General features: G+C 66.7%; 18 protein-coding genes and 1 pseudogene. 5 read left to right on the top strand and 14 right to left on the bottom strand.

What is annotated here, in order from left to right; all coding sequences use genetic code 11:
- The 5 genes from AB0C27_RS04250 to AB0C27_RS04230 form a co-directional block, all read right to left on the bottom strand.
- Positions 1-483 (bottom strand): GntR family transcriptional regulator, encoded by a 483-nt coding sequence (locus AB0C27_RS04250; RefSeq protein ID WP_357837552.1) that lies wholly within the window; start codon positions 481-483, stop codon positions 1-3.
- Between the two features lie 40 nt (positions 484-523).
- Positions 524-1012, bottom strand: coding sequence for a GntR family transcriptional regulator (locus tag AB0C27_RS04245; protein ID WP_357837549.1), 489 nt, complete (start codon positions 1010-1012; stop codon positions 524-526).
- A 520-nt stretch (positions 1013-1532) separates the two neighbouring features.
- Positions 1533-1988, bottom strand: coding sequence for a hypothetical protein (locus tag AB0C27_RS04240; RefSeq protein WP_357837546.1), 456 nt, complete (start codon positions 1986-1988; stop codon positions 1533-1535).
- 1094 nt (positions 1989-3082) lie between these two features.
- Positions 3083-3739, bottom strand: coding sequence for a DNA repair protein RadC (gene radC / locus AB0C27_RS04235; RefSeq protein ID WP_357837543.1), 657 nt, complete (start codon positions 3737-3739; stop codon positions 3083-3085).
- A 1565-nt stretch (positions 3740-5304) separates the two neighbouring features.
- Positions 5305-6021, bottom strand: coding sequence for a GntR family transcriptional regulator (locus tag AB0C27_RS04230; protein WP_357837540.1), 717 nt, complete (start codon positions 6019-6021; stop codon positions 5305-5307).
- A gap of 684 nt (positions 6022-6705) precedes the next feature.
- Here AB0C27_RS04230 and AB0C27_RS04225 point away from each other — a divergent pair.
- From AB0C27_RS04225 to AB0C27_RS04215, 3 genes are all read left to right on the top strand, one after another.
- A complete protein-coding gene (locus AB0C27_RS04225) occupies positions 6706-7152 on the top strand; it encodes a GNAT family N-acetyltransferase (RefSeq protein WP_357837537.1) in 447 nt (148 codons plus the stop codon).
- A 703-nt stretch (positions 7153-7855) separates the two neighbouring features.
- Entirely contained in the window at positions 7856-8773 is a 918-nt protein-coding gene (gene dapA, locus AB0C27_RS04220; protein ID WP_357837534.1) for a 4-hydroxy-tetrahydrodipicolinate synthase, read from the top strand.
- A 54-nt stretch (positions 8774-8827) separates the two neighbouring features.
- A complete protein-coding gene (locus AB0C27_RS04215) occupies positions 8828-10513 on the top strand; it encodes a ribonuclease J (protein WP_357837531.1) in 1686 nt (561 codons plus the stop codon).
- A 341-nt stretch (positions 10514-10854) separates the two neighbouring features.
- Here AB0C27_RS04215 and AB0C27_RS04210 read toward each other — a convergent pair whose 3' ends face one another.
- From AB0C27_RS04210 to AB0C27_RS04195, 4 genes and pseudogenes are all read right to left on the bottom strand, one after another.
- Positions 10855-11631, bottom strand: coding sequence for an ABC transporter permease (locus AB0C27_RS04210; RefSeq protein ID WP_357837528.1), 777 nt, complete (start codon positions 11629-11631; stop codon positions 10855-10857).
- Positions 11628-12236, bottom strand: a complete 609-nt coding sequence (locus AB0C27_RS04205; protein WP_357837525.1) for a hypothetical protein — start codon at positions 12234-12236, stop codon at positions 11628-11630. Before AB0C27_RS04205 ends, AB0C27_RS04210 begins: the two co-directional genes overlap by 4 nt.
- Positions 12233-12997: an ABC transporter permease gene (locus AB0C27_RS04200; protein ID WP_357837522.1), complete on the bottom strand. Its 765-nt coding sequence runs from the start codon at positions 12995-12997 to the stop codon at positions 12233-12235. Before AB0C27_RS04200 ends, AB0C27_RS04205 begins: the two co-directional genes overlap by 4 nt.
- 77 nt (positions 12998-13074) lie before the next feature.
- Positions 13075-13713, bottom strand: a pseudogene (locus AB0C27_RS04195) (ATP-binding cassette domain-containing protein); the annotation flags it as partial.
- 113 nt (positions 13714-13826) lie between these two features.
- Between AB0C27_RS04195 and AB0C27_RS04190 the strand changes: the two are divergent.
- Both AB0C27_RS04190 and AB0C27_RS04185 read left to right on the top strand, forming a co-directional pair.
- Positions 13827-15020, top strand: coding sequence for a histidine kinase (locus tag AB0C27_RS04190; RefSeq protein WP_357837519.1), 1194 nt, complete (start codon positions 13827-13829; stop codon positions 15018-15020).
- Positions 15017-15664 (top strand): response regulator transcription factor, encoded by a 648-nt coding sequence (locus AB0C27_RS04185; protein WP_357837516.1) that lies wholly within the window; start codon positions 15017-15019, stop codon positions 15662-15664. The genes AB0C27_RS04190 and AB0C27_RS04185 overlap by 4 nt, the downstream gene beginning before the upstream one ends.
- A gap of 70 nt (positions 15665-15734) precedes the next feature.
- Here the strand turns inward: AB0C27_RS04185 and AB0C27_RS04180 are convergent, their stop codons facing one another.
- The 5 genes from AB0C27_RS04180 to AB0C27_RS04160 all read right to left on the bottom strand — a co-directional run bounded on the left by AB0C27_RS04180 (position 15735) and on the right by AB0C27_RS04160 (position 22209).
- On the bottom strand, positions 15735-16232 hold the full coding sequence (locus tag AB0C27_RS04180) for a DUF402 domain-containing protein (protein ID WP_357837513.1): 498 nt from the start codon (positions 16230-16232) through the stop codon (positions 15735-15737).
- Between the two features lie 765 nt (positions 16233-16997).
- On the bottom strand, positions 16998-18041 hold the full coding sequence (locus tag AB0C27_RS04175) for an RNA polymerase subunit sigma-70 (RefSeq protein ID WP_357837510.1): 1044 nt from the start codon (positions 18039-18041) through the stop codon (positions 16998-17000).
- A 465-nt stretch (positions 18042-18506) separates the two neighbouring features.
- The gene (locus AB0C27_RS04170) at positions 18507-18995 is read right to left on the bottom strand and encodes a chloramphenicol phosphotransferase (RefSeq protein WP_357838008.1); all 489 of its coding nucleotides are present in this window, start codon (positions 18993-18995) and stop codon (positions 18507-18509) included.
- Between the two features lie 89 nt (positions 18996-19084).
- Positions 19085-20245 carry a hypothetical protein gene (locus AB0C27_RS04165; protein ID WP_357837507.1) on the bottom strand — a complete coding sequence of 387 codons (1161 nt, stop codon included), beginning with the start codon at positions 20243-20245 and terminating at the stop codon, positions 19085-19087.
- Between the two features lie 599 nt (positions 20246-20844).
- Positions 20845-22209: an enolase C-terminal domain-like protein gene (locus AB0C27_RS04160; protein ID WP_357837504.1), complete on the bottom strand. Its 1365-nt coding sequence runs from the start codon at positions 22207-22209 to the stop codon at positions 20845-20847.
- Between the last annotated feature and the right edge of the window lie 8 nt (positions 22210-22217).

Raw genomic sequence — 22217 nt, 5'->3', positions numbered from 1 at the left:
TCACTCCGATATGGGCCACTGCTCCACAGGGGCGACGAAACTGCCACGATGCGGAATGCTGTACGCCCATCCCTCCTCCCGTAGCAACGTAAGAGCCCGCCGTACGGTCTCCCGTGCCGCACGGAATTCACGCACCAGATCGACCTCGCTCGGCAGCGGCTTACTCGGCACCAAGGCGCCACTTCTGATCCGCTTTCTGAGCTCATCGGCAATGTGTCGATAGAACGGCGTCTGCCTGCCTGATGGCCCGGTCTGGCCGGGAGCGTTGACAAATGTCCCCTCTCCTTGCCGCGTATGAACCAGCCCTTGGTTGCGCAGCACACGAATCGCCCTGCGCGCGGTCGTGCGCGCGACCTTGAACTCCCGCTGGATCCCCGCCTCGCTGATCACAAGATCTCCAGGCGAAAGATCGGCGATGATGCGCGCTTTGATGACCTCGCTGATCTGGAGATACAGGTACGTCCCGCCCTCGCGATTCGGCACGCTACAAGGTTATCCAACGACCCCGTCAAACACAGGGCAATCAAGAGCCCCGATTCCCCGGCCACTTTTCGGGATCGGCCACAAACGTACCCCTATACGGCACGGTGAAGACCCACCCCTGCTCCCGCAGATGCGCGACGGCCTGCCGTACCGTCACCTTCGCCACACCATATTGTCGTATCATCACTTTCTCGCCGGGAATGGCACTGTTTGGCGTGATCTCACCTCGCTGGATACGTTTGACAACTTCACCAGCGATTCTCTGATATATAGGCACCTTCCGTGGCGTGCGAGGAATGCCCGGCTGACCGACGTACGTCCCCTCCCCCGGAACCGTGTACGCCAGCCCCCGCTCCCGCAGTTCCCTGGCGACGCGACGCGCGGTCGTCCGAGCGATGCCATAGTGCTCCTCAAGCGCGGCCTCACTCGGAAGAACATCGCCAGGTCGAAGCACCCCACTGTCGATCTGATCGCGGATCAGGCCGGCGACCTGCTGATAGAGCGGCACGGGACCCGTACGATCGAGCACGCCCGGATTATAAACATTTCAACAGTCCTGACTCACCGCCCCACAGCCACCCCTTCACCCCAGCCGCCCCAGTCGACCTACACCGGCAAAGTAGCGATGAGATCAGGGCGTCGTGGGCACGTCTGCCACCAGCAGCACCAGCGGCCCTGTACGTCGTCTGCACTGGCGCCAGCAGCACGGGCAACAGGCAGCCCCCTGGGCCCTGCACGCCGTCTGCACCGGCGCCGGCAGCCCGGCGACCCTGTGCGCTGTCCGCGTCGGCAGCACCGGCAGTCCTGCGTGCCGTCCGCGCTAGCGCCTCAGCAGCACCGTGGCCCGTATGCCGTCCGCTCCGGCGACCTCGCGTGCCGTTCGCACCGGCGCGCCAGCAGCAGGCAGCCCCGGCACCCTGTGCGCTGTCAACGCCAGCAGCACCGGCAGCCTGCGTGCCGTTCCGCACCAGCAGCGCCAGGAGCACCGTTGCGCCGGTAGCATCGGCGGCTCTGCGGGGTGTCGCCCCGGGTGCTATTCCTCTGGATCGTCACCGACTCAAAGACACCCCTGCTCGCGACTCAGCGTCACGAAGGGGAGCCTTGCCGAGCGCGAACGATGAGCCGCGAGATGGCGAGGCGTCAAAGGCGCGTTCGGCAGCAGCGGCACGAGCAGCCCGGCACGCCGTTCGCACCGGCGCCAGCAGCAGGTAGCGCCGGCAGCCCTGAGCGCCGTTCGTGTCGTCCGCTTCGGCAACATCGGCGGCCCTGTGCGCCTCCCGCACTGGCGCGCGCGCCAGCAGCACCGGCATAGCCCGCGTGCCGTCCGCGCAGGCAGTATCGGCGGTCCTCCGTGCCGTCCGCGCTACCAGCACCGGCATACCGCTCACGTAGGCACCGCCGGCAATCTCGTGCGCCGTCCGCACCCACAGCACCTCAGCGCCAGCAGCACCGGTAACACCCACCAGCAGTTCTGCGTACCCCCTCACCGACGCGTAGTCCTGCACGCCGTCCTCGCAGGCAGCCCTGTGCACCCTCCGCACCGGCAGCACCAGGAGCTCTGCGCGCCAGTAAGCACTGATAGCCCCGCGTGTCGTCCGAGCAGGCAGCCGTGGCGGCCTTCTGCGTCGTCCGCATCGGCAGCGCCTCAGTGTCAGCGGCACCGGCATGCCGTCTGCGCAGGCAGCCCTATGCACCCTCCGGGGCGGCCCTGTGGACCCTCCGCGCAGGCAGCACCGGTGACCTTGTGTGTTGTCTACGCCGGGGCGCCGGCAGCGTCTATCGACGGCGCCTGGGGGACTTGCAGCACCCGGAGCACCTGCGGCGGTTGATCCCAGTGGGCTGCCGGAGCGGAAGTGGCACTACCTGTGGGATGCACGTGCGGACGTCGGCCATGAACCGCGGACGCGAGCCCGTGGACCACCGAAACCCGCAGGCGATCCGATCGCCCATCCGCCGGAGAGACGCCGTGCTGGAGCCGGGCCTGGAAATGGTGACGGCCATCGCGGTCCCTTGAAGACGCAGTTCAAGGGATGTCATCGCGATGGCCGCAGACAACAGTGTGCCGCCTGAGCCACCGTTTAGTGAAGGGGTTCCTAACCGGTGGCTCCGACTTTCTGTTGCGACCCTTGGTGAAGGCCATGGGTCGCAACCTGACGAACACAAGCTGTTGCCCCCACGCGCCACCGAACGGGAAACACGTCCCCGCTCGGTGGCGCAGGTACGAGCGAGCGCCCAATTTGCGCCATTGCCATCGCAAATTGCGAACCGGACACCGTTGGCAATGACCCGCTTTGGGGCGCCATCGCTGACGTACCGTGCGTCTTGCCTGATCCAGCTCATGTGTCCACCCGAACCCTCCATATCCTCCAATATGGCGAGAATGGGCTTCAACGGGATCGTGCAAGACCATGGACGTGGCCCCGTGCTTACCAGGGGCATGGTGCCACGCCATGACGAGTTGTGGCCGGCTGACGTCCATAACGGCCTACCCGCGCCATTAGATTCTCATGGGCACCCCTTGGAAAACCACCGTTCGACGCTATATCCAGGATCATTCCGTTTGCAGCGTGCCGACCTCCTGATGTGCGCTGCAATTGATTTAGGTGGGAATCCGCCTCCAGGCTCCATCCGTGATGATCAGATGGTCGAGGAGCCTCAGCCCGACGGTCTCTGTGGCTTCGATGAGCCTGGCCGTCGCCTCCAGGTCGGCCATGCTCGGCTCCAGCGACCCGCCGGGATGATTGTGGGCAAGCCCGAACATCGCCCCGCCGGCCGTGAGCACTTCCGTGATGAGCTCCCGTACGGGCATCACGGTGTGATCGCTCCCGCCCTCCGTCAGCACCGCGCGCTTCAGCACCCGCCCACCGGTGTCGCAGACGACCAGGACCAGCCGTTCATGGGTGCAGTCGCGCAACAGCGGCTCGCATGCGTACGCCAGATCGGACGTGCTGGTGATCCGCGTACGCTCAGGACAGGCTCCGGCCCGGCGCGCCAGATGGAAGGCCGCCGTCACGCGCGCGGCTTTGGCCGGCCCGATGCCGTGCAGCGCCAGTAACCGGTGTGGGTCGGAACGGCCGAGCCCGTCGAGATCTCCACAGTGCTCGATCACTTGGCTGGCCAGGTCGAGGGCGCTCGCCCCGCGGAACCCGGAGCCGAGCAGGACAGCCAGCAGCTCTCGGTCCGCCAGGGCGGCGGCACCCGAAGCCATCAGACGTTCGCGCGGTCGGTCGCGCTCGGACAGGTCTTTGACTCGCATCGGCAACCTCCGCAACCGTTGTATCAACCCGCACCGACAATCTCTGACCTGCGCATTCGCCGAGATCGATCGCACGATATGCGCGCAACGTCCCCATCTGTTGGGAGGGGGTGGGTGCGTGGGCCGCGGCTCTCACACGGGTGCGGAACCGGCCAGGCGGTCCGCGCCCCCCGACCGACAGGCGGCCCGGTGGTGCCGTCCGGCGTCGGTACGGTCATGGCCCAGCGTGTGGCGGCACGGTCCGGGTCGATGGTGGCGACCCGGCCATGGACCGGCCTGTGGCGACAGGGCCGTGGCATGGCGCGGCGACAAGGTCACGGCTCGGCGCGTGGCTGCACGGTTACCTGCTCGGCGTGCGTCGGTACGGTCACGGCCGGTGTGTGGCGGCACGGCATGGCCCGGCACGTGACTACAACTTCATGGTCCGGCGCGTGGCCGCACGGTCATGGCCTGGCGTGCGTCGGCGCGGTCGTGGCTCCGGCCAGCGGTAACGCGACCACGGTCCGGCCTGCGGTGGTCGGCCCCTGATGAAGCGGGCGGAGGCGGCAGTGGTGGCTGCATCTCACCGAGTGGAAGTCAATGATCTTGCTGCGCGCCGTTTGCCTGGGTGAACTGGCTGAGTCGGGGCACTGCATGGCTTCGAGCGAGTCGCGCTTCAGAGGGACGACACCCGATTCGTGGACATCGGAAATATCCGGACAAGCGCGTGGGTGGCGGAGCTTGCTGTTCGCGGGGAACGCCCAGACACTCGTGGTCGGATAGCCGCTCTGAAGGGCCAGAGGCAGCAGCGAATTCAGGACGCGTGAACGAATGGAGGCAGGAGCGGCCAATTGAAGGGGGTGGATCTCTGCATGGCGCCCCTGCCCGACAGAAGAGTAATCCGTAACCGGCGGCGGGGTACTGCTTTTCACTTCTCCGAGTGCTTGCCGGAGGCGGCTGGGGCCCCAATGTCTCGTTGATTCGCGCAATGTACGGGAAATGCTGACTTGATGACGTCCAGCCGAGTAACGGACGAAGACTCTTCGCGTGTATAACCTGGCTGAACAGAAACGTACGGGCGGAACTGTTCTATTCGGGTGGGAAACCACCTGCCGACTTCCGCGTCCGGGCAGCCGACGGAGAAGACTGCAGAGGCGAAAGCGTCAGAGGGAAGCCGTTCTGCGCGACGTGGTGGCCATTGGTCGACGCTCGCGCCGGCCACGGTGTCGACGCCGCTCCGAGGATCAGTTCCGCCGGATCGCCGAGTAGACACCCGGCCCGAGCCTGGCCCAGGGACGATTCAGTCGCACGAATTTCGTAGTGAGCGGCGTACGGCAGGTCTTCGGGTAACACGTCCCGGGCCTGATCCGCCGCCCTGTCGTGATCGTGTTCCGGTCGACGGAACGCTTGCTCTTCAGTCGAGTCGTGCCCAGGCCGCACATCTCCGCACACGTACATAGGTCCAAGGCGGTGCAAACCCCGCCGAATCGCCCCTGCGTTCAGCGTACGGGCCGCCGCCGGCTCAGACGCCTCGCCAGTACGGAAGCTCCGGGCGAGACGGGGCCACTCGCCCGGAGCTTCCCGCCCTAAACAGGCATGCTGTACATCACCCGGAAGCGATCGCCGGGAATCACGATGTCGCTGGTCTCCACCGGACGGTCGCCCGCCCAGTGCGTACGTTCGACATGCAAGACGTGCACGCCCGCCGCCAGATCGAGCGCATCGCTCTCCACCGGGCGAGGAATGCGGGTATGCACGCTTTCGACGATCTCAGTGATCTTTATCCCGTGCCCGTACATCCGCGCGACCAGGCTCCGCCGCTCCTCGTCCGAATGGGCGGCGAACTCCCGCAACTCGTAGGACGTGGCCAGTTGGAGTGGTTTGCCGTCCCCGCGGAAGACGTAATGCGTTCTGGTCAGCGTGGCCGACTCGGGCAGGCGGAGCCGCCTGGCGATGTCGGGGCCCGCTTCGGCCGGCTCGCTGTGCCAATCCCAGGTCACGCGCCGGCCCTGGGACTGCAGGTCGGCGGCGAACGGGGCGGGATGATCAAGAAAACGCCATCGGTAGAGCGGGGTGAGATCGGGGCGTTCTCTGACGTAATGGCCCGAGCCCACTCGGCCGATGATGAGGCCTTCGCCCGCGAGCACACGTAGCGCGTGACGGGCGGCGGTCTCGCCGACCTGGTATTTACGGGTCAGCTGCGCCCGCGAAGGAATAGGCGCGCCGGGGGGAAGGGTGCCGTCGGTGATCTGTCGCCGGATGTCTTCGACGACACGCAGGTAGACCGGATCTGAGGTGGCCACTAGTGCATCCCTGGGGGTTCGTGTGAGGCGTTGCCCCATGTTGCCGTATTCGACAGGTAACCGACCGTCATCGATGACTGCTGGAGCCCCAACTTTGCGATGGTGGAAAATTATCGGAGAAACCCTGTAACGCCGATGTAAGGGGTGCCGATTCTCCGATAGAGGTCGTCGATGTGTGTACCCCCGAGCACATATCGGCGACCTCTTCCATGTCCGCCTCAGGAGGCGGTGCCGTCTGCCGGGTGTAGAACCCCTGGTCAGTCCTGCTTTTCGGGGCTCGGGAAGAGGCGCTCGAACGCCGGTTCAGCGGCCTCCCCAACCCATGGCGGTCCAGGCCCCCCGCTGACTGGATCCCCGTCCAGTCTGCGCAATTGGTTGTTGCTCGGGCAGATCGCTGCCATCTTCAGTCGCGGTCCTCACGCTTCGTGAACGCAGGGTGCTCGGTCTGCGTCTCGTGAGCTCGTGAAAGGTCGGGTGCGCTGTGCCGCTTGCCGCCCGCGGCGGGCCGCTGAGCATGGAGCACAAGTGGTCCTCGGGTACCGCCGTTGAGTGGCTGTTCAGGAGAGGTGACATTTCTCCTAAGTTGCGAGCTCGAAGGCGTTGCCGGCCTCCCTGTGAAGCTCCCTCCCGCAGGGTTCGCGTGCAACCGTGCTCCCATGACGTCGAACATCCAAGAGGTGCATCATGCTCGATATCGGCAAGCTTCTCCCGTCTGACCGGAATGTGTGGGAAGGCTTGTTCCGTTCGTACATCGACTTCTACGAGCGGGTCGAGCCAGATGAGATGTACGACCGGGCGTGGCATGAATTCCAGACCGATGCCACGCTGCACGCGCTCGGGGCGAGGATCGACGGGCGGTTGGTCGGCATCACACACTTCCTCACCCATGGGAACACCTCGACACCCGGTACGGACGTCTGCTACCTGCAAGACCTGTTCACCGCTCCAGATGTCCGCGGCAAGGGTGTGGGCCGCGCCCTGATCGAGGCCGTGGCGGATTGGGCTCGGAGTCGCGGCTGCTCGCGGGTGTACTGGAACACGCACGAGTCGAACAGCACCGCACGGCACTTGTACGACAAGGTCGCCGAGAACCGGGGTTTCATCCGCTACCAGATCGAACTGTCGTCGTAGGTGGCCAAGCGGTGGCTGTCGGAGGACATCGCTCATAGGCCATCGAGTTCCGTAAAGCTGTCCCGGCCGTTCAAGGTGTGGCTCCGGTGCGTGCCCCTATCGGTGGCACTTCCGTAGCTGAGCGTCGTGCCCGGGCAGGGGTTCGAGGCGCTTGCAGGCTCATGAGTCGTCGGGCCTGGGATCTTGCGAAGCGCAGTGCCACGGCCGTATTGGGCTGAGATGTCGGTGCTTCGGCGGTGTGGTCGGCCCGGTGGGCGTGCTGGTTCGTGACGCCGAGACTGCGTACATGGGGGCACTTCAGCCGGTGGCGGACACCAATGGTTCACGGGCGGCACAGTCGACGGCGTCTCGGCCTGTTGCTGGATCGACGATTCCCGCGTGCTGCGATTCGCGCCGCGTCTCCGGAACGCCCTGCCCTTGAGCGGCGAGAATGCGTCCTCGACCCGGGACGGCTGCGGGCGGCGAACGATCAAGCGGCCCTGGTCCTTGGGCGCACTCTTCTCCGGACTCATGATCGCCTCCGATACGCCGCCGGATCCGCGTCGCCCGGCTCATCGGCGACGGTCGGGGGAGTCGGTTTCATCGCTTACCGTTGAGGTGCTGGGCGGCAACGTCCGGCGAAAGGGGGCAAAAGGCGGCTCCAGGCAGGCAAAGCGGGGTGGCGACGTCCAATGGTTTTCTGAATCCAGGTAGCGTTCGCACTATGGCATCGCCAACTGGAACCACTGACGCGCCCTTCGGCCGTATGCTGACCGCGATGGTCACGCCGTTCACCTCCGACGGCGAGGTCGATTATGTGGCTGTGCGACGTCTTGCCGCTTATCTGGTGGATGAGCAGCGCAACGACGGCTTGATCGTCAACGGGACGACGGGTGAGTCGCCCACCACCTCGGATGAGGAAAAGCAGCGCATCGTCAGCGCCGTCCTCGAGGCGGTAGGTGATCGCGCGACCGTGGTGGCGGGAGCCGGCACCAACGACACTCGCCACAGCGTCGAACTCGCGAAGCAGGCAGCCCGCGCCGGCGCGCACGGTCTGCTGGTGGTGACGCCTTACTACAACAAGCCTCCGCAAGAGGGGCTGTACCGGCATTTCACCGCCGTCGCCGACGCGACCGAGCTGCCGGTGATGCTGTACGACATTCCCGGTCGTAGCGGCGTGCCGATCAAGACCGAGACCTTGATCCGGCTGGCGCAGCACGACCGTATCGTGGCCGTGAAGGACGCCAAGGGCGACCTCTTCGCCGCGAGCCAGGTGATGAGCTCGACCGATCTCGCCTTCTACTCCGGCGACGACCTGCTCAACCTGGCCTGGTTGTCCCTCGGCGCGGCCGGGTTCGTCAGCGTCGTCGGGCACGTGGTGGGCGCGGAACTGGCGCGCATGATCCACCTGCACAAGAACGGGGACGTCGAGCAGGCGATGGCCATACACGGCCAGGTGGCGCCCGTGGTGGACGGGATCATGCTGCGCGCCGGCGGCGCGATCATGGCAAAGGCGGCACTGAGCATGGTGGGGGTGCCGGCCGGTCCGGTACGCCTGCCGCTCGTGGACGCGACAGAGAAGCAAATCGCCGAGCTGCGTGCTTGCCTGGTAGCCGGCGGGGTGAAGTTGACAGACGCATAGGAACGGGGAGGAACCGGGAGTTTTGAGAACAAGATCTGACCGTGGGGGCCAGGCATGAGCCATCCGCATCCTGAGCTTGGCCCCCCGCCGATGCTGCCCGAAGGCGGCTTGCGCATCGTTGCGCTCGGTGGGTTGGGGGAAATCGGCAGAAACATGGCCGTCTTCGAATATGACGGTCGCCTGCTGGTCGTTGACTGCGGGGTGCTGTTCCCCGAGCCCGACCAGCCGGGTGTCGATCTGATCCTGCCCGACTTCGAGTACATCAGGGACCGGCTCGACGACGTCGAAGCCGTGGTGCTGACGCACGCTCACGAGGACCATATCGGGGCGGTGCCGTACCTCCTGCGCGAGCGACGCAATATCCCGCTCATCGGCTCCAGACTCACGCTTGCCCTGATCGAGGCCAAGCTGACCGAACACAGGATCCAGCCGACCAAGGTCGAGGTCGTCGAGGGTGAGCGGCACACGTTCGGGCCGTTCGACTGCGAGTTCTTCGCGGTCAACCATTCGATCCCCGACGCGCTGGCCGTCGCCATCAGGACCCCCGCAGGCATCGTCCTGCACACCGGCGACTTCCGCATGGACCAGTTGCCCAGCGACGGCCGGCTCACCGACCTCGGCGGTTTCGCCAGGCTCGGCACCGAGGGCGTCGACCTGTTGATGTCCGACTCCACCAACGCCGAGGTGCCGGGATTCGTCACCAGCGAGCGCGAGATCGGGCCGGTCATCGACGAGGTGATCCGGACATCCGAGCAGCGGGTCATCGTGGCCAGCTTCGCGTCGCACGTACACCGCATCCAGCAGGTGATGGACGCCGCCGCCAAGCACCGCCGCAAGGTGGCCCTGGTCGGCCGGTCGATGGTGCGCAACATGGGCGTGGCCCGCGACCTCGGCTACCTCAAGGTGCCGCCGGACCTGATCGTCGACTCGCGCGACATCGAGGAGTGGCCGCCCAAGGACGTGGTGCTCATCTGCACCGGATCCCAGGGCGAGCCGATGGCAGCGCTGTCCAGGATGGCCAACCGCGACCATCCGATCCGCATCGCCGAAGGCGACACCGTGCTGCTGGCGTCGTCGCTGGTGCCGGGGAACGAGACGGCGGTCAACAAGGTCATCAACGGGCTGACCAGGTGGGGCGCCCGGGTGGTGCACAAGGGCAACGCCAAGGTGCACGTCTCCGGCCACGCGGCCGCCGGCGAGCTCCTGTACGTGCTCAACCTGACGCGTCCGTCGAACTTCATGCCGGTGCACGGCGAATGGCGCCATCTGCGTGCCCACGCCAAGCTGGCAGCCCTCACCGGCGTGCCCGAGGATCACATCGTCATCGCCGAGGACGGCGTCGTGGTCGACCTGGTCGACGGACGCGCCAAGATCGTGGGCGCGGTTCACGCCGGCTACGTCTACGTGGACGGCTCGTCGGTGGGTGAGATCACCGACACCTCGCTGAAGGACCGCCGGATCCTGGGCGACGAAGGATTCATCTCCGTCGTCGTGGTCGTGGACTCCAACACGGGCAAGCTCACCGCCGGCCCTGAGATCCACGCGCGAGGGTCGGGCATCGATCCGATGCAGTTCGACGAGTTCATTCCGCAGATCCAAAGGGCCCTCGAGGAGAAGGCCGCGGATGGTGTGGTCGACATGCAGGAGATCCGCCGGGTCGTACGTCGCACGGTGGGCCGCTGGGTCAGCGACACCTATCGCCGCAGGCCCATGATCATCCCCGTGGTGGTCGAAGTCTGACCTTGGTGAGGGTACGGCAGGCGTCCCTGCCTGCCGTACCTGCGGGCGTACGCGCACGAGGCCGTCATCCGGCTCCGGCGTGCCCGCCGATGTCGTGGGTCGCGGCCGGAGCAGGCGATACAGCGACGTCCGGATGATGATGTCCCACAGGGCGGCGTACTTTCCCCACCAGCTTGGCCTGGTTCGTCCAGGTCGGCGATGTGCGGCGAGCTCGTCGCCTCGTCGCCCGGCGAGGCCCCACTTCCGGATGAAAGCCGACCCTTCGGGCTTGTGGCGTGTGAGGGCTTGATCCGCCGTGCCGGAGTGGTCGGAGCGGGGCGGGAGCCCGGGGAGTTGCATGGTCAAACGTCCCTTCGGCGTACCAGCCACGTGGCGGCGATCAAGGGGAGGATCGCGTACGCGATCATGACCAGGGCGGCGGCGATGGAGGACAGGAGAGAGCCGTACACCGAGGTGGTGATGGTGTCACCTGTGATCTCCCGGGGCAACGCGCCGATCATCAGTGATCCGAGGCGCTCACTCCACGGCTCGGGGATGTTGCCGATGATCATGGGGATCACGTAGACGAGCCCCACAATGAGGGCTATCGCACCTGCGGCGGAGCGGAGCAGGGCACCGAAGGCTGTCCCGAGCAGCGCGAGCACCGGCACCGTGAGGCTGAGCGCGAGCAAAAGCGGCAGGCGGTCTTGGAAAGGAGCGGTGTACGCGCCCGCGAAACGGTCGCCCAGCACCTCCCGAGCCAGGAAGTAGGTGCCGAAGACCGTCAGAGTGCCGACGATCAAGCCCAGCGCGCCGACGATGACGGACTTGGCGGCGAGGACCGGCCATCGGCGCGGGACCAGGGTCAGGCTGGTCCTGATCAAGCCGGTCGTGTATTCCGAGGTGATGGTGAGGGCGCCCAGGATGCCCATGCAGAGCTGGGGCACCATGACGAGCACCTCCTCCAGGTCCGCGATCCTGGCGCGGGATCGCTGAGCGGCGGACGCCGTGTCGTACATGCCGGCCGCCATCACGGCGAGTGCCAGGCCTATGGCAATGGCGCTGAGCGCGAGCCCCAGAACCAGGTAGGTCGAGCGGAGCGAGCGGATCTTCACCCACTCGGAAGCGAGAACACTCATGCGCTCCTCCGTCGGCAATCGTGATGACTCTTCGTATTGTTGGTGGTGGTGTTCTCGGGCCGGTCGAAGTTAGATTTGCCGCTGCCGCTGCCGCTGCCGCTGCCGCTGCCGCTGCCGCTGCCGCTGCCGCTGCCGCTGCCGCTGCCGCTGCCGCTGCCGCTGCCGCTGCTCTTGCCAGTGCCGGTTCGGGTGACTATGCCGATTCGGGTGGCAATGCTGCCGTCGGTGTCGGCGGAAGCGCCAACTTCGGTGTGGGGGCTTCGGTCGGTGCCGGTGCCGGTGCCGGTGCCGGTGCTGTAGGTGTCGGTGCGGCTGCGGATGATGTTCAGGTGGCCTGAGAAGAGCGGTTGGGCGTCGGTGCTCGGTTGGGGCGTGAACGGACGTGTGGCGGCTCTCCTATCGGAGACTGCGTCGTTGGCCGAGTTGGCGCTTAGCAGCCTCGCCGAGCGGTGTGGAAGCACGCGTCCGAGTTGCGTACAGGCTGTGGGGGCGACTGTTCGCAGCAGGCGAGAGCTGATGGCCGATGCGGTGGGGCTGCCGGGGTGGGCGAACGATGGCTCGTGGCGTTCGCAGCCGGGTTTGGTGGCAAGTGTGCGGATGGTCATGCGTCTTTCCGCTTGAGTGCGTAATAGCCGATGGTCAGGGTGACGAGCGGATAGGCGAAGAGCACGGCCAGCGCGGCCCAAGGCGGTAGGAAACCGTCGCCGAGACGGGACGACATGCGCTCGCTTGCTATCTGCGGAATGAGATTCGGTAGGAGAAGTGTGGCGATACGCGTGTTCCACGGTGCTGGCAGGTAGTTGACCGCGCCGGGCAGCACGAACAGTAAGGAGACGACCGACACGAGCGCTCCCGCCGTGGATCGCATGGCGGCGCCGAGGCCGAGCCCTACGAGCGCCAGTGCGGTCACCGACAGGCCGGAGGCGAGAAGGGCGGGCAGGTCGTCGGTGAAGGCGGACTCGTTGAAGCCGAGCTGGCGCTCGCCGGCGATGAGGCGGCTCGTCACGTAGGTCAGCAGGAGAATCGATGTGGCGGTCGCGAACGTGGCCAGAGCGACGATGCCGGTCTTGGCCAGGAACAGGGTGCTGCGTCGCGGGACGACGACGAGACTGGTGCGGATCATGCCGGTGGCGTGTTCGGAGGTGATCGTGAGCACGCCGAGCACGGCGAGACTCAGCTGGACGAGCGGCAGGAAGCCCTCCTCCGGAGCGGCGGCGCGGAGCATCCCCCTCTCGTCGGCGAGGACACTCACGTAGACGGTCCAGGCGATGCCGAGGACCACCATCGCGGCGGCGGCGCCGACCGTGTGGAAGGTCGAGGTCACCGAGCGGAGCTTGACCCATTCGGACGAGAGAACTGCCTTCATCGGGCCGCCCCGAATTGAACGCTGCCGGAGGTCAAGGCCATGTAGGCGTCTTCGAGCGAGGGGTAGCGCGCCGTCAGGTCGGCGACCGTGGCCTCGACGATGAGCTTGCCGCGGCCGACGATGACGATGCGCTCCGCGGTGAGTGCCATCTCGCTCATGAGATGGCTGGAGAGCAGGATCGTCCTGCCCTCGGCGGCCAGCGCGCGCATCAGGTCGCGGATCCAGCGCACGCCGTCGGGATCGAGGCCGTTGACCGGTTCGTCGAACATCAATATCCCTGGATCGCCGAGTAACGCGACCGCGATGCCGAGGCGCTGTTTCATGCCGAGGGAGAACCCACCCACCCGTTTACGGGCCACGTCCGCGAGCCCGACCTGCTCCAGCACCTCCGTCACCCGCTTCGGACCGATGTCGTTGGTGCGCGCCAGGCACAGCAGATGGTTGTAGGCACTGCGCCCGCCATGGACGGCGCCGGCGTCGAGTAGGGCGCCGACCTCGCGCATCGGCTTGCTGAGAGAGGTGTATCGACGCCCGTTGACCAGGGCCTGGCCGGAGGTCGGCGCGTCCAGTCCGAGGATCAGACGCATCGTGGTCGATTTGCCCGCGCCGTTGGGACCGAGGAACCCGGTCACATGCCCGGGCTCGACCGCGAAGGACAGATCGTCCACGGCGAGTGTGGCGCCGTAGCGCTTGGTGAGGTGTTGGAGTTCGATCACGCTGTAAAGGATGCGGGACGGCGGGTCGCCGGCGCGTCGGACCACGGTTCGAATCTCAAGGTCAAACCCTGGGTTGACGTGCGCGCACCGCTTCACCGGCTACGTTTCAACGCGTGGACGACACGCATCCCTTCTTCGCCCGACGCAGGAGCCGTCGCGAGCTGATCATGCTCGACGCGGTGGCAGCGCTGTGCTTCGCGTTCGTTGCCCTGACGGTGACGGTTCACGCCACGGCGATACCCCCGTGGATGCGGATCGCCCTTCCTCTCGGTCTGGGGCTGCCACTGGCCCTGCGCAGGCTGTGGCCGCTGAGCGTCTTCTGCCTCACACTCGCTCTCGCGGTCTTCGCCGTGCTGGCCGACGCCATGGGTTTCGCGTACCTGGCGCCGGCGTATGCTCTCTACGTCGTCGCCCTGTCCGACAGACGTGGCACGGTGATTCCGACGATGGGCATCGGGGTGATAAGCCTGGTCACGGTGCTGGGCTTGGTGATGGCCGGCGCGCCGCGCGATCAGGCGCCCGGCTGGCTGCTGCACCTCGACCAGCCGCTGCTCGGCATCGGATCCCTCGGAGCGGCGTGGACCGTCGGCCGGGCCGTGCAGGAGCGCAGGTCCTTCGCGGCCCGCGACGCGGAGCGGCTGGCAGCGCAGGCGGTGGCCGACGAGCGGTTAAGGATCGCTCGCGAGCTGCACGACGTGGTCACGCACAGCGTGGGGCTGATCGCGGTCAAGGCGGGGGTCGCCAACCATGTCATGGCGACCAAGCCGGAGGAGGCGCACGACGCGCTGCGGGTGATCGAGACTGCCAGCAGGAGCGCGCTGGTCGAGATGCGCCACCTGCTCGGCGTGCTGAGATCGACGGAGGCGCCCGAGCGGGTGCCCGCGCCTGGTCCGGCAGGCATTCGGGGGTTGGTGGGGCAGGCTCGGCTGGCCGGGGTCGAGGTGGATCTCGAGCTCGGTGTGTCGGAGAAAGATGGCCCGCATGAGGGGGCAGGGGAGTGGGAGCGGTTGCCTGACGGTGTGGGGCTGTCGGTCTACCGCATCGTGCAGGAGGCGCTCACCAATGTCGTCAAGCACGCCGCGCCCACGCGTTGCCGTGTGTCGGTGGTCGCGGATGGCGAGAATGTCCGGATCGAGGTCGTGGATGACGGCCCGGGGAGGCGCACCACGCCCTCTGACGGTGCCGGTCACGGCCTGATCGGGATGCGGGAGCGGGTCGCGCTGTACGGTGGCGCGTTCGAGGCCGGAAACGTTGCCGGACGGGGATTTCGGGTGTTTGCGAGACTGCCCTACCGGGAGGTCGCATGATTCGCGTGGTCGTGGCCGATGACCAGGCACTGCTCAGGGGCAGTTTCAGGGTGCTGGTGGACTCTGAGCCTGACCTGGAGGTCGTGGGGGAGGCGGCGACGGGAAGTGAGGCCGTGGCTCTCGCGGTGCAGGAGCGTCCGGATGTGGTTCTTATGGACGTACGAATGCCGGAAATGGATGGGATCGAGGCCACTCGTCGAATTCGAGATATCTGCCGGGTGCTGGTGGTGACGATGTTCGATCTTGACTCTTATGTTTATGATGCACTGCGGGCGGGCGCGAGCGGATTTTTGTTGAAGGATACGCCACCGGTGGATCTGCTTGCTGCTATCCGGGTGGTGGCGAGCGGAGAGGCGTTGCTGGCTCCGAAGGTGACGAGGCGGCTGATCGAGGAGTTCACCCGCACTCCTGCGATGCCTCGGGTCAAGGGCTTGGACGGGGTCACCGAGCGGGAACGTGAAGTGCTGACGCTGATCGCGCGAGGATTGTCGAACAATGAGATCGCCGCTCATCTGCAGGTGAGTCTGGCTACGGTGAAGACACACATCACCCGGCTGCTGGCCAAGGTGGAGGCTCGGGATCGGGCCCAGCTCGTCATCGCAGCCTACGAAAGCGGTCTGGTCTCTGCCGCTGGGTTACTGTGAAAAAGGGACGTTCTCTCGAGGAGTAGCACAATTATGGGGATGAGCGCCGAACAAGTGTGATTTCTTGGATTTATTCAGCTTTTGACAGCCAGTCCAGATGGGCGCCGCCGAACGGGCCTTTTCTCTCACCTACCGCGTCGAGCAGCCACTGTGCAGTTGATTCAGCCTGGGTGATCAGATCGGTCGGATAGTTCAGCAAGAGTTGATGTTCGGCGAATTCGTCTTCGTCGTCGAGGATCAGCCGGCCGTCTCGCAGGCGGATCACGTCCAGGTCCAAATCGAGCATGGTGACTTCGTCGTCTCTCCACTCGGGGACGGTGGTGACGTCGACGTAGACCTCCGACTTGTGGGGCGGGGTGTTGAAGGAGGCCGTCCACCAGGCGTCTCGGGGGAACAGCATGATCGCGGTTGTCTCCCAGGTGACAGGTGGGCCGTCGCCTTTGCGGGCGACCGTTCCACCTGGGACTGTCACCCAGATGCCGTACTCATCCTCGCCGAGCACACGACCGGGGTGGTTCCAGTGCAATGCGCCGCCGTACTTTCGAAAGACGATTCGCACATCAGTCATAGGGAGAATTTATCCAGGCCGCATGGGGCTCACACGAGGTGCCCCGCCGCGAGGTCAGGGTGAGTGCTGCGCTGGGGGAGCCGTTCCGACCTCCGCCTCACAAGCCGTGCTCCCTGGATCGCCGGCCACCCGGCAGATGTTGTTCTGCTGGGTGGCGGCTCGGTGAGCGTGGTGCCGGGTGCTCGGGCGACGGATACGGCCGTCGGCATCTCTTACGGCCGTCCGTCTGCGACTCAGACCGGCTACCGGCTACGGCTACCGGCGTGGTCACTGATAGCCGACCGGGTTTCCTGATGACTGCTGTTCAGGCGTGGTTCGTGATGGTTAGAACCGGTCCTTGCCCCCAACCCGGGCCTTTGTCGAGGACGGCTTGGAGGTGCCACTTCGGGGTGTCGGGTGGTCTGGGTCGGGGTGGCTTCAGTGTCACGTGTTCGGCGGGGCCGTTTCGGGTTGGGATGCGTGCCGTGACTGTGCGGGTGTTTTCGATCTTGGGGATGTGTGCCGCGGCCGTGCGGCCGTTTGGGGTCTTGGAGATGTGTGCCGTGCTTGTGCAGGTGTTGGTGGTTTCGGGCATGTGTGCTGCGGTTGTGCGGGTGTTTGCGGTCATGGGATGCGTGCTGCGGTCATGCGGGCGTTTCTGGTTAACGGGGCTTCGCGCTGCGGTGGTGTAGGCGTTCGTGGTTGCGGGGCTGCGCGCTCCGGTTGGGTGAAATTTGTGGTTTCGGGATGTGTGCGCGCGGCCCCGTGTGGGCGTTCGTGGTGGGGCTACTTCGGGTCGTTCACCGGGAGGCGCTGCGGCAGGCCGAGGTGCGGGAACTGGTCGTCGTGGAACGTGATGATCTCGGTGATGGCTCCGCCGGTGATGCGCAGGACGTCGATGGTCAGGGGCAGGTACGCGCCCTCTCCCTGTCGCCACTCGTAGAAGGCGATGGCGGGCTGACGGTTCACAGAGGTAGGGATGGTGCGCAGGTGGGTCAGGTGCTCGAAGCCGCTCTCGATCCAGTCCTTCACCACCGCGTCGCGGCCGACGTACAGGCCCGGGGTGGGTGGCATCGAGCAGCGGACGTCGTCGCGCAGCAGTGCGGCGAGCTTGTCGATGTCCGTCGCCACGCTGGCGTCCGTGTAGCGGCGCACCAGCTCGCGCGCTCCGGCGTCATCCTCGCCGCCGGTCCAGTCCTGTCGTTCGGCGGGCAGGTGCTCGCGCATGCCGGCGCGGGCTCGTTGCAGCGCGCTGTTGACCGAGTTGACGGAGTCCCCGAGGAGCTCCGCGACGTCCTTCGCCGGCCAGCCGAGTACGTCCCGCAGGATCAGCACGGCCCGGGGGCGCGGTGCGAGGTGCTGGACCGCGACCAGGTACGCCAGCTCGATCGTCTCCCGCGCGAGGGCAACGGCTTCCGGTTCGTCCGCGTCGCCGGCGGGCAGCTCGTCGAGCAGCCGGTCCGGGTAGGGCTGCAGCCACAGCACCTCGCCGCCGGTCGCAGGCTCAGGACGGCACTTGGCGAGCAGGTCCAGGCAGGCGTTGGTGGCGATCCGGTACAGCCAGGCCCGGAACGTCGACCGCCCCTCGAAGGTCTCCCGCCGCCGCCAGGCGCGCAGGAACGTCTCCTGTACGGTGTCCTCGGCGTCCTCGAACGAACCGAGCATCCGGTAGCAGTGGACGTGGAGTTCCCGCCGGTGTCGCTCCGCCAGCCCCGAGAACGTCGGTTCGTCGACCTCGGCCAGGCTCCTTGCGTCCAGGCTGCTTTCGCTCGCACCTTTCGGGCCCAGACCGCCTGCGCTCGGCTTCGTCGGTCGTGCGTCCGTGCTCATCACGTCATCCTTCCGCCTCGGTGTGTCCTGTCATAGGTGTGACGGTTGTGGGCGCGACAACTCATCACGAGACTTGGGCGGCTTGGTGATCAGTGATGGATCTGGTGGGGGTGGAAGTGATTTCCGTTGACGCGCGGTTCGTGTGGCGCGCGGGTTGGTGTCCTTTGGAGTGGAGGCGGAGGTGATGTTCCGCTGGTGTGTGGGGTCAGGTTCCGTGGGGTGGAGTGGGTTCGGCCGCGTGGTGGAGTGGTTTCGTTCCTGACAGCTGGCCGTAGTTGCTCGTGAGCTGAGCACGCATGCGGGTGAGGTCGTGATCTCGGGTGCGCGGAGTGGACCGGGTTCTGGGGGCCGGTGGCTCCAGGGTTTTGGGTCGTGTGTAGACGAATCAGAGGATTCAAAGGCAGGGGTCACGCCTATGGGTCACGTTTCTGCAGGTAGACGAGCAGAGCGAGCCACCCCGACGCGTTAATTCCTGTAGCGCAGGAATTCGGTTCTGAGGCGGTCGAAGGCGCGAGGGGTGGGGAGTTGGTCAAGGGACTTCTTGATGGTCAAGGCGCAGTCGCGGGGGCTGGTTGTGGTCGTGTCGCATTCGATGTCATAAGCGCCGTAGGAGTGGACCTGCCGGAGTTGGGCTGCTGCGTGTCCGGAGTGCCGGTCGCCGCGCGCCTTCTCCCGGCGTGCCAGTTCCTGTTCCGAGCAGCGGACGCCGATGAAGACGACGTCCAGGCCGCTGAAGACGGTGAGGCAGTCCAGCAGGCGCCACTGCTCGCTGAGGACGTAATCGACGACGAGGTCGTTGCCTGCTTGGGCCATGCCTGCGGCTGCGCGGTGGAAGCCGGCCCGGGTTCGGGTCAGCGTGGCGGCCAGTTGGTCGGGGTCCAGTTCCAGGGTGCGTCGGCGGGCGCGCATTGCGTTGATGGCATCTACCGGCATGTGGAAGAAGGGGCGATCCAGGACTAGCAGGAGCTGTTCGGGGTGTGGCTGCCTGTGGTGATTGACGGTGCGGTGTTGGTCGGCAGCCGTGGGTGCTCTCTCGGGTGGTATTAGGTGTGGAGGCGTAGGGCTTGGGCGAGGGTGGTCAGGCGTTGGGGGGAGGCCAGGCCCGCGTGGTACAGGTGGAACTCAGAGGCTCCTGCTTTGGCGTACGTCCTGAGGTGGTCGAGCAGGACGTTCGGGTCGGCGGGGCGGGGTGGGAGGGCCAGGACGTAGGCGCCTACTCGCTGGCCTGGTGTGGTGAGTTCCTTCAGGCGGGCCAGGCGGATGGCGTCTGTGGCGGGGTCGCCCCAGCAGTTGGCGACCAGGACGTCGGCGGCCGGTTCGCCTGTGGGGAGAGGGGCGAAGGCGCCGGTGGCCCACGGGTCTGGGTTGGCGTGCAGGGTTATGGGGGTGTTTGGGGCGATTGTGCGGGTGAGGGTTGTCAGGCGTTGGCGGAGGGTGGTGGAGAGGGCGACGCGGATCTCGCGTACTTCGTCGGTCAGGTTGCCGAGGGCCGACTCGATGGTTCCGGGGGTGGGTGAAGAGGCTGTGGCGTTTTCTGTGGTGGGGTTCGCCTGCGGGGTGCGGTCTATGGCGGCGCGTACGGCTGCTGCGGTCGGTTCGGGGTAGCGGGGGGCGCAATTCGTGCAGAAGCAGAGCGAAAGGAGGTCGGCGTCTACTGGGGTCCAGTCCGCGCCGGACGTTTTCTCGTGGACGCTCTGGTGGCCGAAACCCATCGGGCCGCAGGCCTCCAGGATCAGGCCGTCGGGCTCGCCTACCTCGAGGATCTCCTGGACCATCCGTTCGCAGTACTCGATGACGTCCTCGTGGGCCGGGCACAGGGCATAGGGGTACGGGTCGCCGAAGGCGTTGCGTACGACCAGGTCGGGGTTGGCCGTGCCCAGGTGTGAGTTGTGGGTGAGGACGGTCCAGGCGTGCACCTGGAGGCCGGCGGCCTTCAAGGCGTCTCTGGCCTGGAGGTAGGCGTCTGCGGGGGTCCACGTCGGGGCGGCGGGGACGAGGCGAGCCCAGGATGACGGGCGGATCGGGAGGTAGAAGGCGGGGTGCGGTACGTCGAGTACCCGGTGGGCGGGGTGGTACGGCGTGGCGGCCCTTGTCGAGTGATAGCTGGCTGCCAGGGCGACCGCTTGTACGCCGAGGTCCGCCAGGCGGCCTGGAGCCGAAGGGTCCCCGACCACGTCCCATGGGTAGAGGTAGGCGAGGTTCATCAGGGCATCTCCTTGCCGCCGTTGATCGGCGGGTCTTCTTGTCGGTGGTGGTGAGTGTGGGTGGTCGGAGCTTCAGTCTTGCGGGCAGCTTGTCCGGGAGGTCGGTAGCCGGGGCTGGAGGTGGTGGGTGGGCAGCAAGGTGAAGGCGGTTTTCGGGTCGGGCGTTCCAGTGGGGCGGTCGGTCGGCAGTTGGGTGGTGACTAGGGCTGAGGCTGGGTGGGGTGTTGTGGGGCGGTTGGGTGGCCGAGGGCTGACGTGGGGAGAGCCCTGGTGGAGTGGTCATGTGGTGGTGGTGAGGGCCGGGGCGCGGTGGCGTAGCGGTTGGCGGCTGGGCGGTGGAGGAATTGAGGTTGGAGCGGGGGCCTGTGAGTGGGGTCGCGTGTCGGCTAGGCGGGGGCGGAGCCAAGGGTTGGGCTGGCCGCGGTGAATGCGGCTGGGTGGTGGCGAGAGCCGAGGGCGCTGGTGGGGCTGTGGTGTGGGTGGCTGAGGGCAAGGTGGTGGGGCAGTTTGCTGGCGGCAGGGCGATGGTGGTGCGGGTGGCTGGCGGCAGGGCGGTGGTGGGCAGGGGCGTGGGTGGTTGATGGCTGGGTGCGGGGTGGTCACCAGCGGGGGCGCTTTGCGGTGAAGGTGGGGGTGAAGCGTTGCATGTACGAGGTGTCGTTGCGGGCGACGATGCCGCACTTCTCGTACTGCTCGTTCATGACCGCCAGTGCGTCCCGGTCGAGGTCCACGCCCAGGCCCGGGGCGGTGGGTACGGGGACGGCGCCGTTCGTGAAGTGGAGGGTGCCGGGCTGGATCACGTCCTGGCCGTCCTGCCAGGGGGTGTGCGTGTCGCAGGCGAAGGTGAGGTTTGGCGTGGCGGCGGCCAGATGGGTCATGGCGGCCAGGCTGATGCCGAGGTGGGAGTTGGAGTGCATGGACATGGCCAGGCCGAAGGCGTCGCACATGGCGGCGATGTGTGCGGAACGTACGAGTCCGCCCCAATAGTGGTGGTCCAGGAGGAGGACGCCGATGGCGCGGGTGGCGGCCATCGCGGGCGGGAAGTGTTCGGGGGTGACCACGCACATGTTGGTAGCCAGGGGCATGGGGACGGCGGCGGCGACTTCGGCCATGCCCGGAATGCCGGCCGTGGGGTCCTCCAGGTATTGGAGGACGCCGTCGAGTTCCCGGCCTACGCGGATCGAGGTCTCCACGGTCCAGGCGGCGTTCGGGTCGAGGCGGAGTGGTACGCCGGGGAACGCCTCGTGTAGGGCGCGGATCGCGGCGATCTCTTCGTCGGGAGGGTGAACGCCGCCCTTGAGCTTGATGGACTCGAAGCCGTACTCGTCGATGAGGAGTCTCGCCTGCTCGACGATGCCGGCCGCGTCCAGTGCGGCGCCGAATCTGTCGGGCTGCTGCTCGTCCGGGTGGCCGGCCCACTTGTAGAAGAGGTACGCGCTGTACGGCACGGCGTCCCTGACCCTGCCGCCGAGCAGGTCCGAGACCGGGACGCCGGCTGCTTTGCCGCGAATGTCGAGGCAGGCGACGTCGAAGGGGGAGAAGACCCGGTCGACGGTCCTCTCCCTGGTCCTCTCCCTGGTCCTCTCCTTGGTCCTTTCCCCGGTCCTCGCCCCGGTTCTCTTCCCGGTCCTTTCCTTGGGGTTGGTGGCGACAGTGAAAGGGCCAGGTGTGGTGCCGGTTTCGGTTGCGGTGGTGCCGGGTTCGGGGGCGCCGAGGAATGCGGCGATGCGGGCGTACATGGTGTTCGTGGCGTGGACGTCGAGGCCGATCAGGGCCTGCGCGCACGTGCGTACCTTGCCGAGATGGTCGAGGTCTCCGTAGGTCTCGCCCAACCCGGTCAGACCTTGATCGGTGACGACCTCGACAATGGTACGGAGGGCCCACGGCTCGTGGACTCCTGCGGCGTTGAGCAGAGGCGGATCCCGGAAGGCGACGGGGGTGACGTGGATCTGCCTAATGATCATTCGCAACG

This window comes from Nonomuraea sp. NPDC048882, assembly GCF_040649755.1.
Taxonomy (GTDB): Bacteria; Actinomycetota; Actinomycetes; order Streptosporangiales; family Streptosporangiaceae; genus Nonomuraea; species Nonomuraea maheshkhaliensis.
Note: the sequence above shows the minus strand (reverse complement) of the source record. Positions and strands in the feature narration are given on the sequence as shown.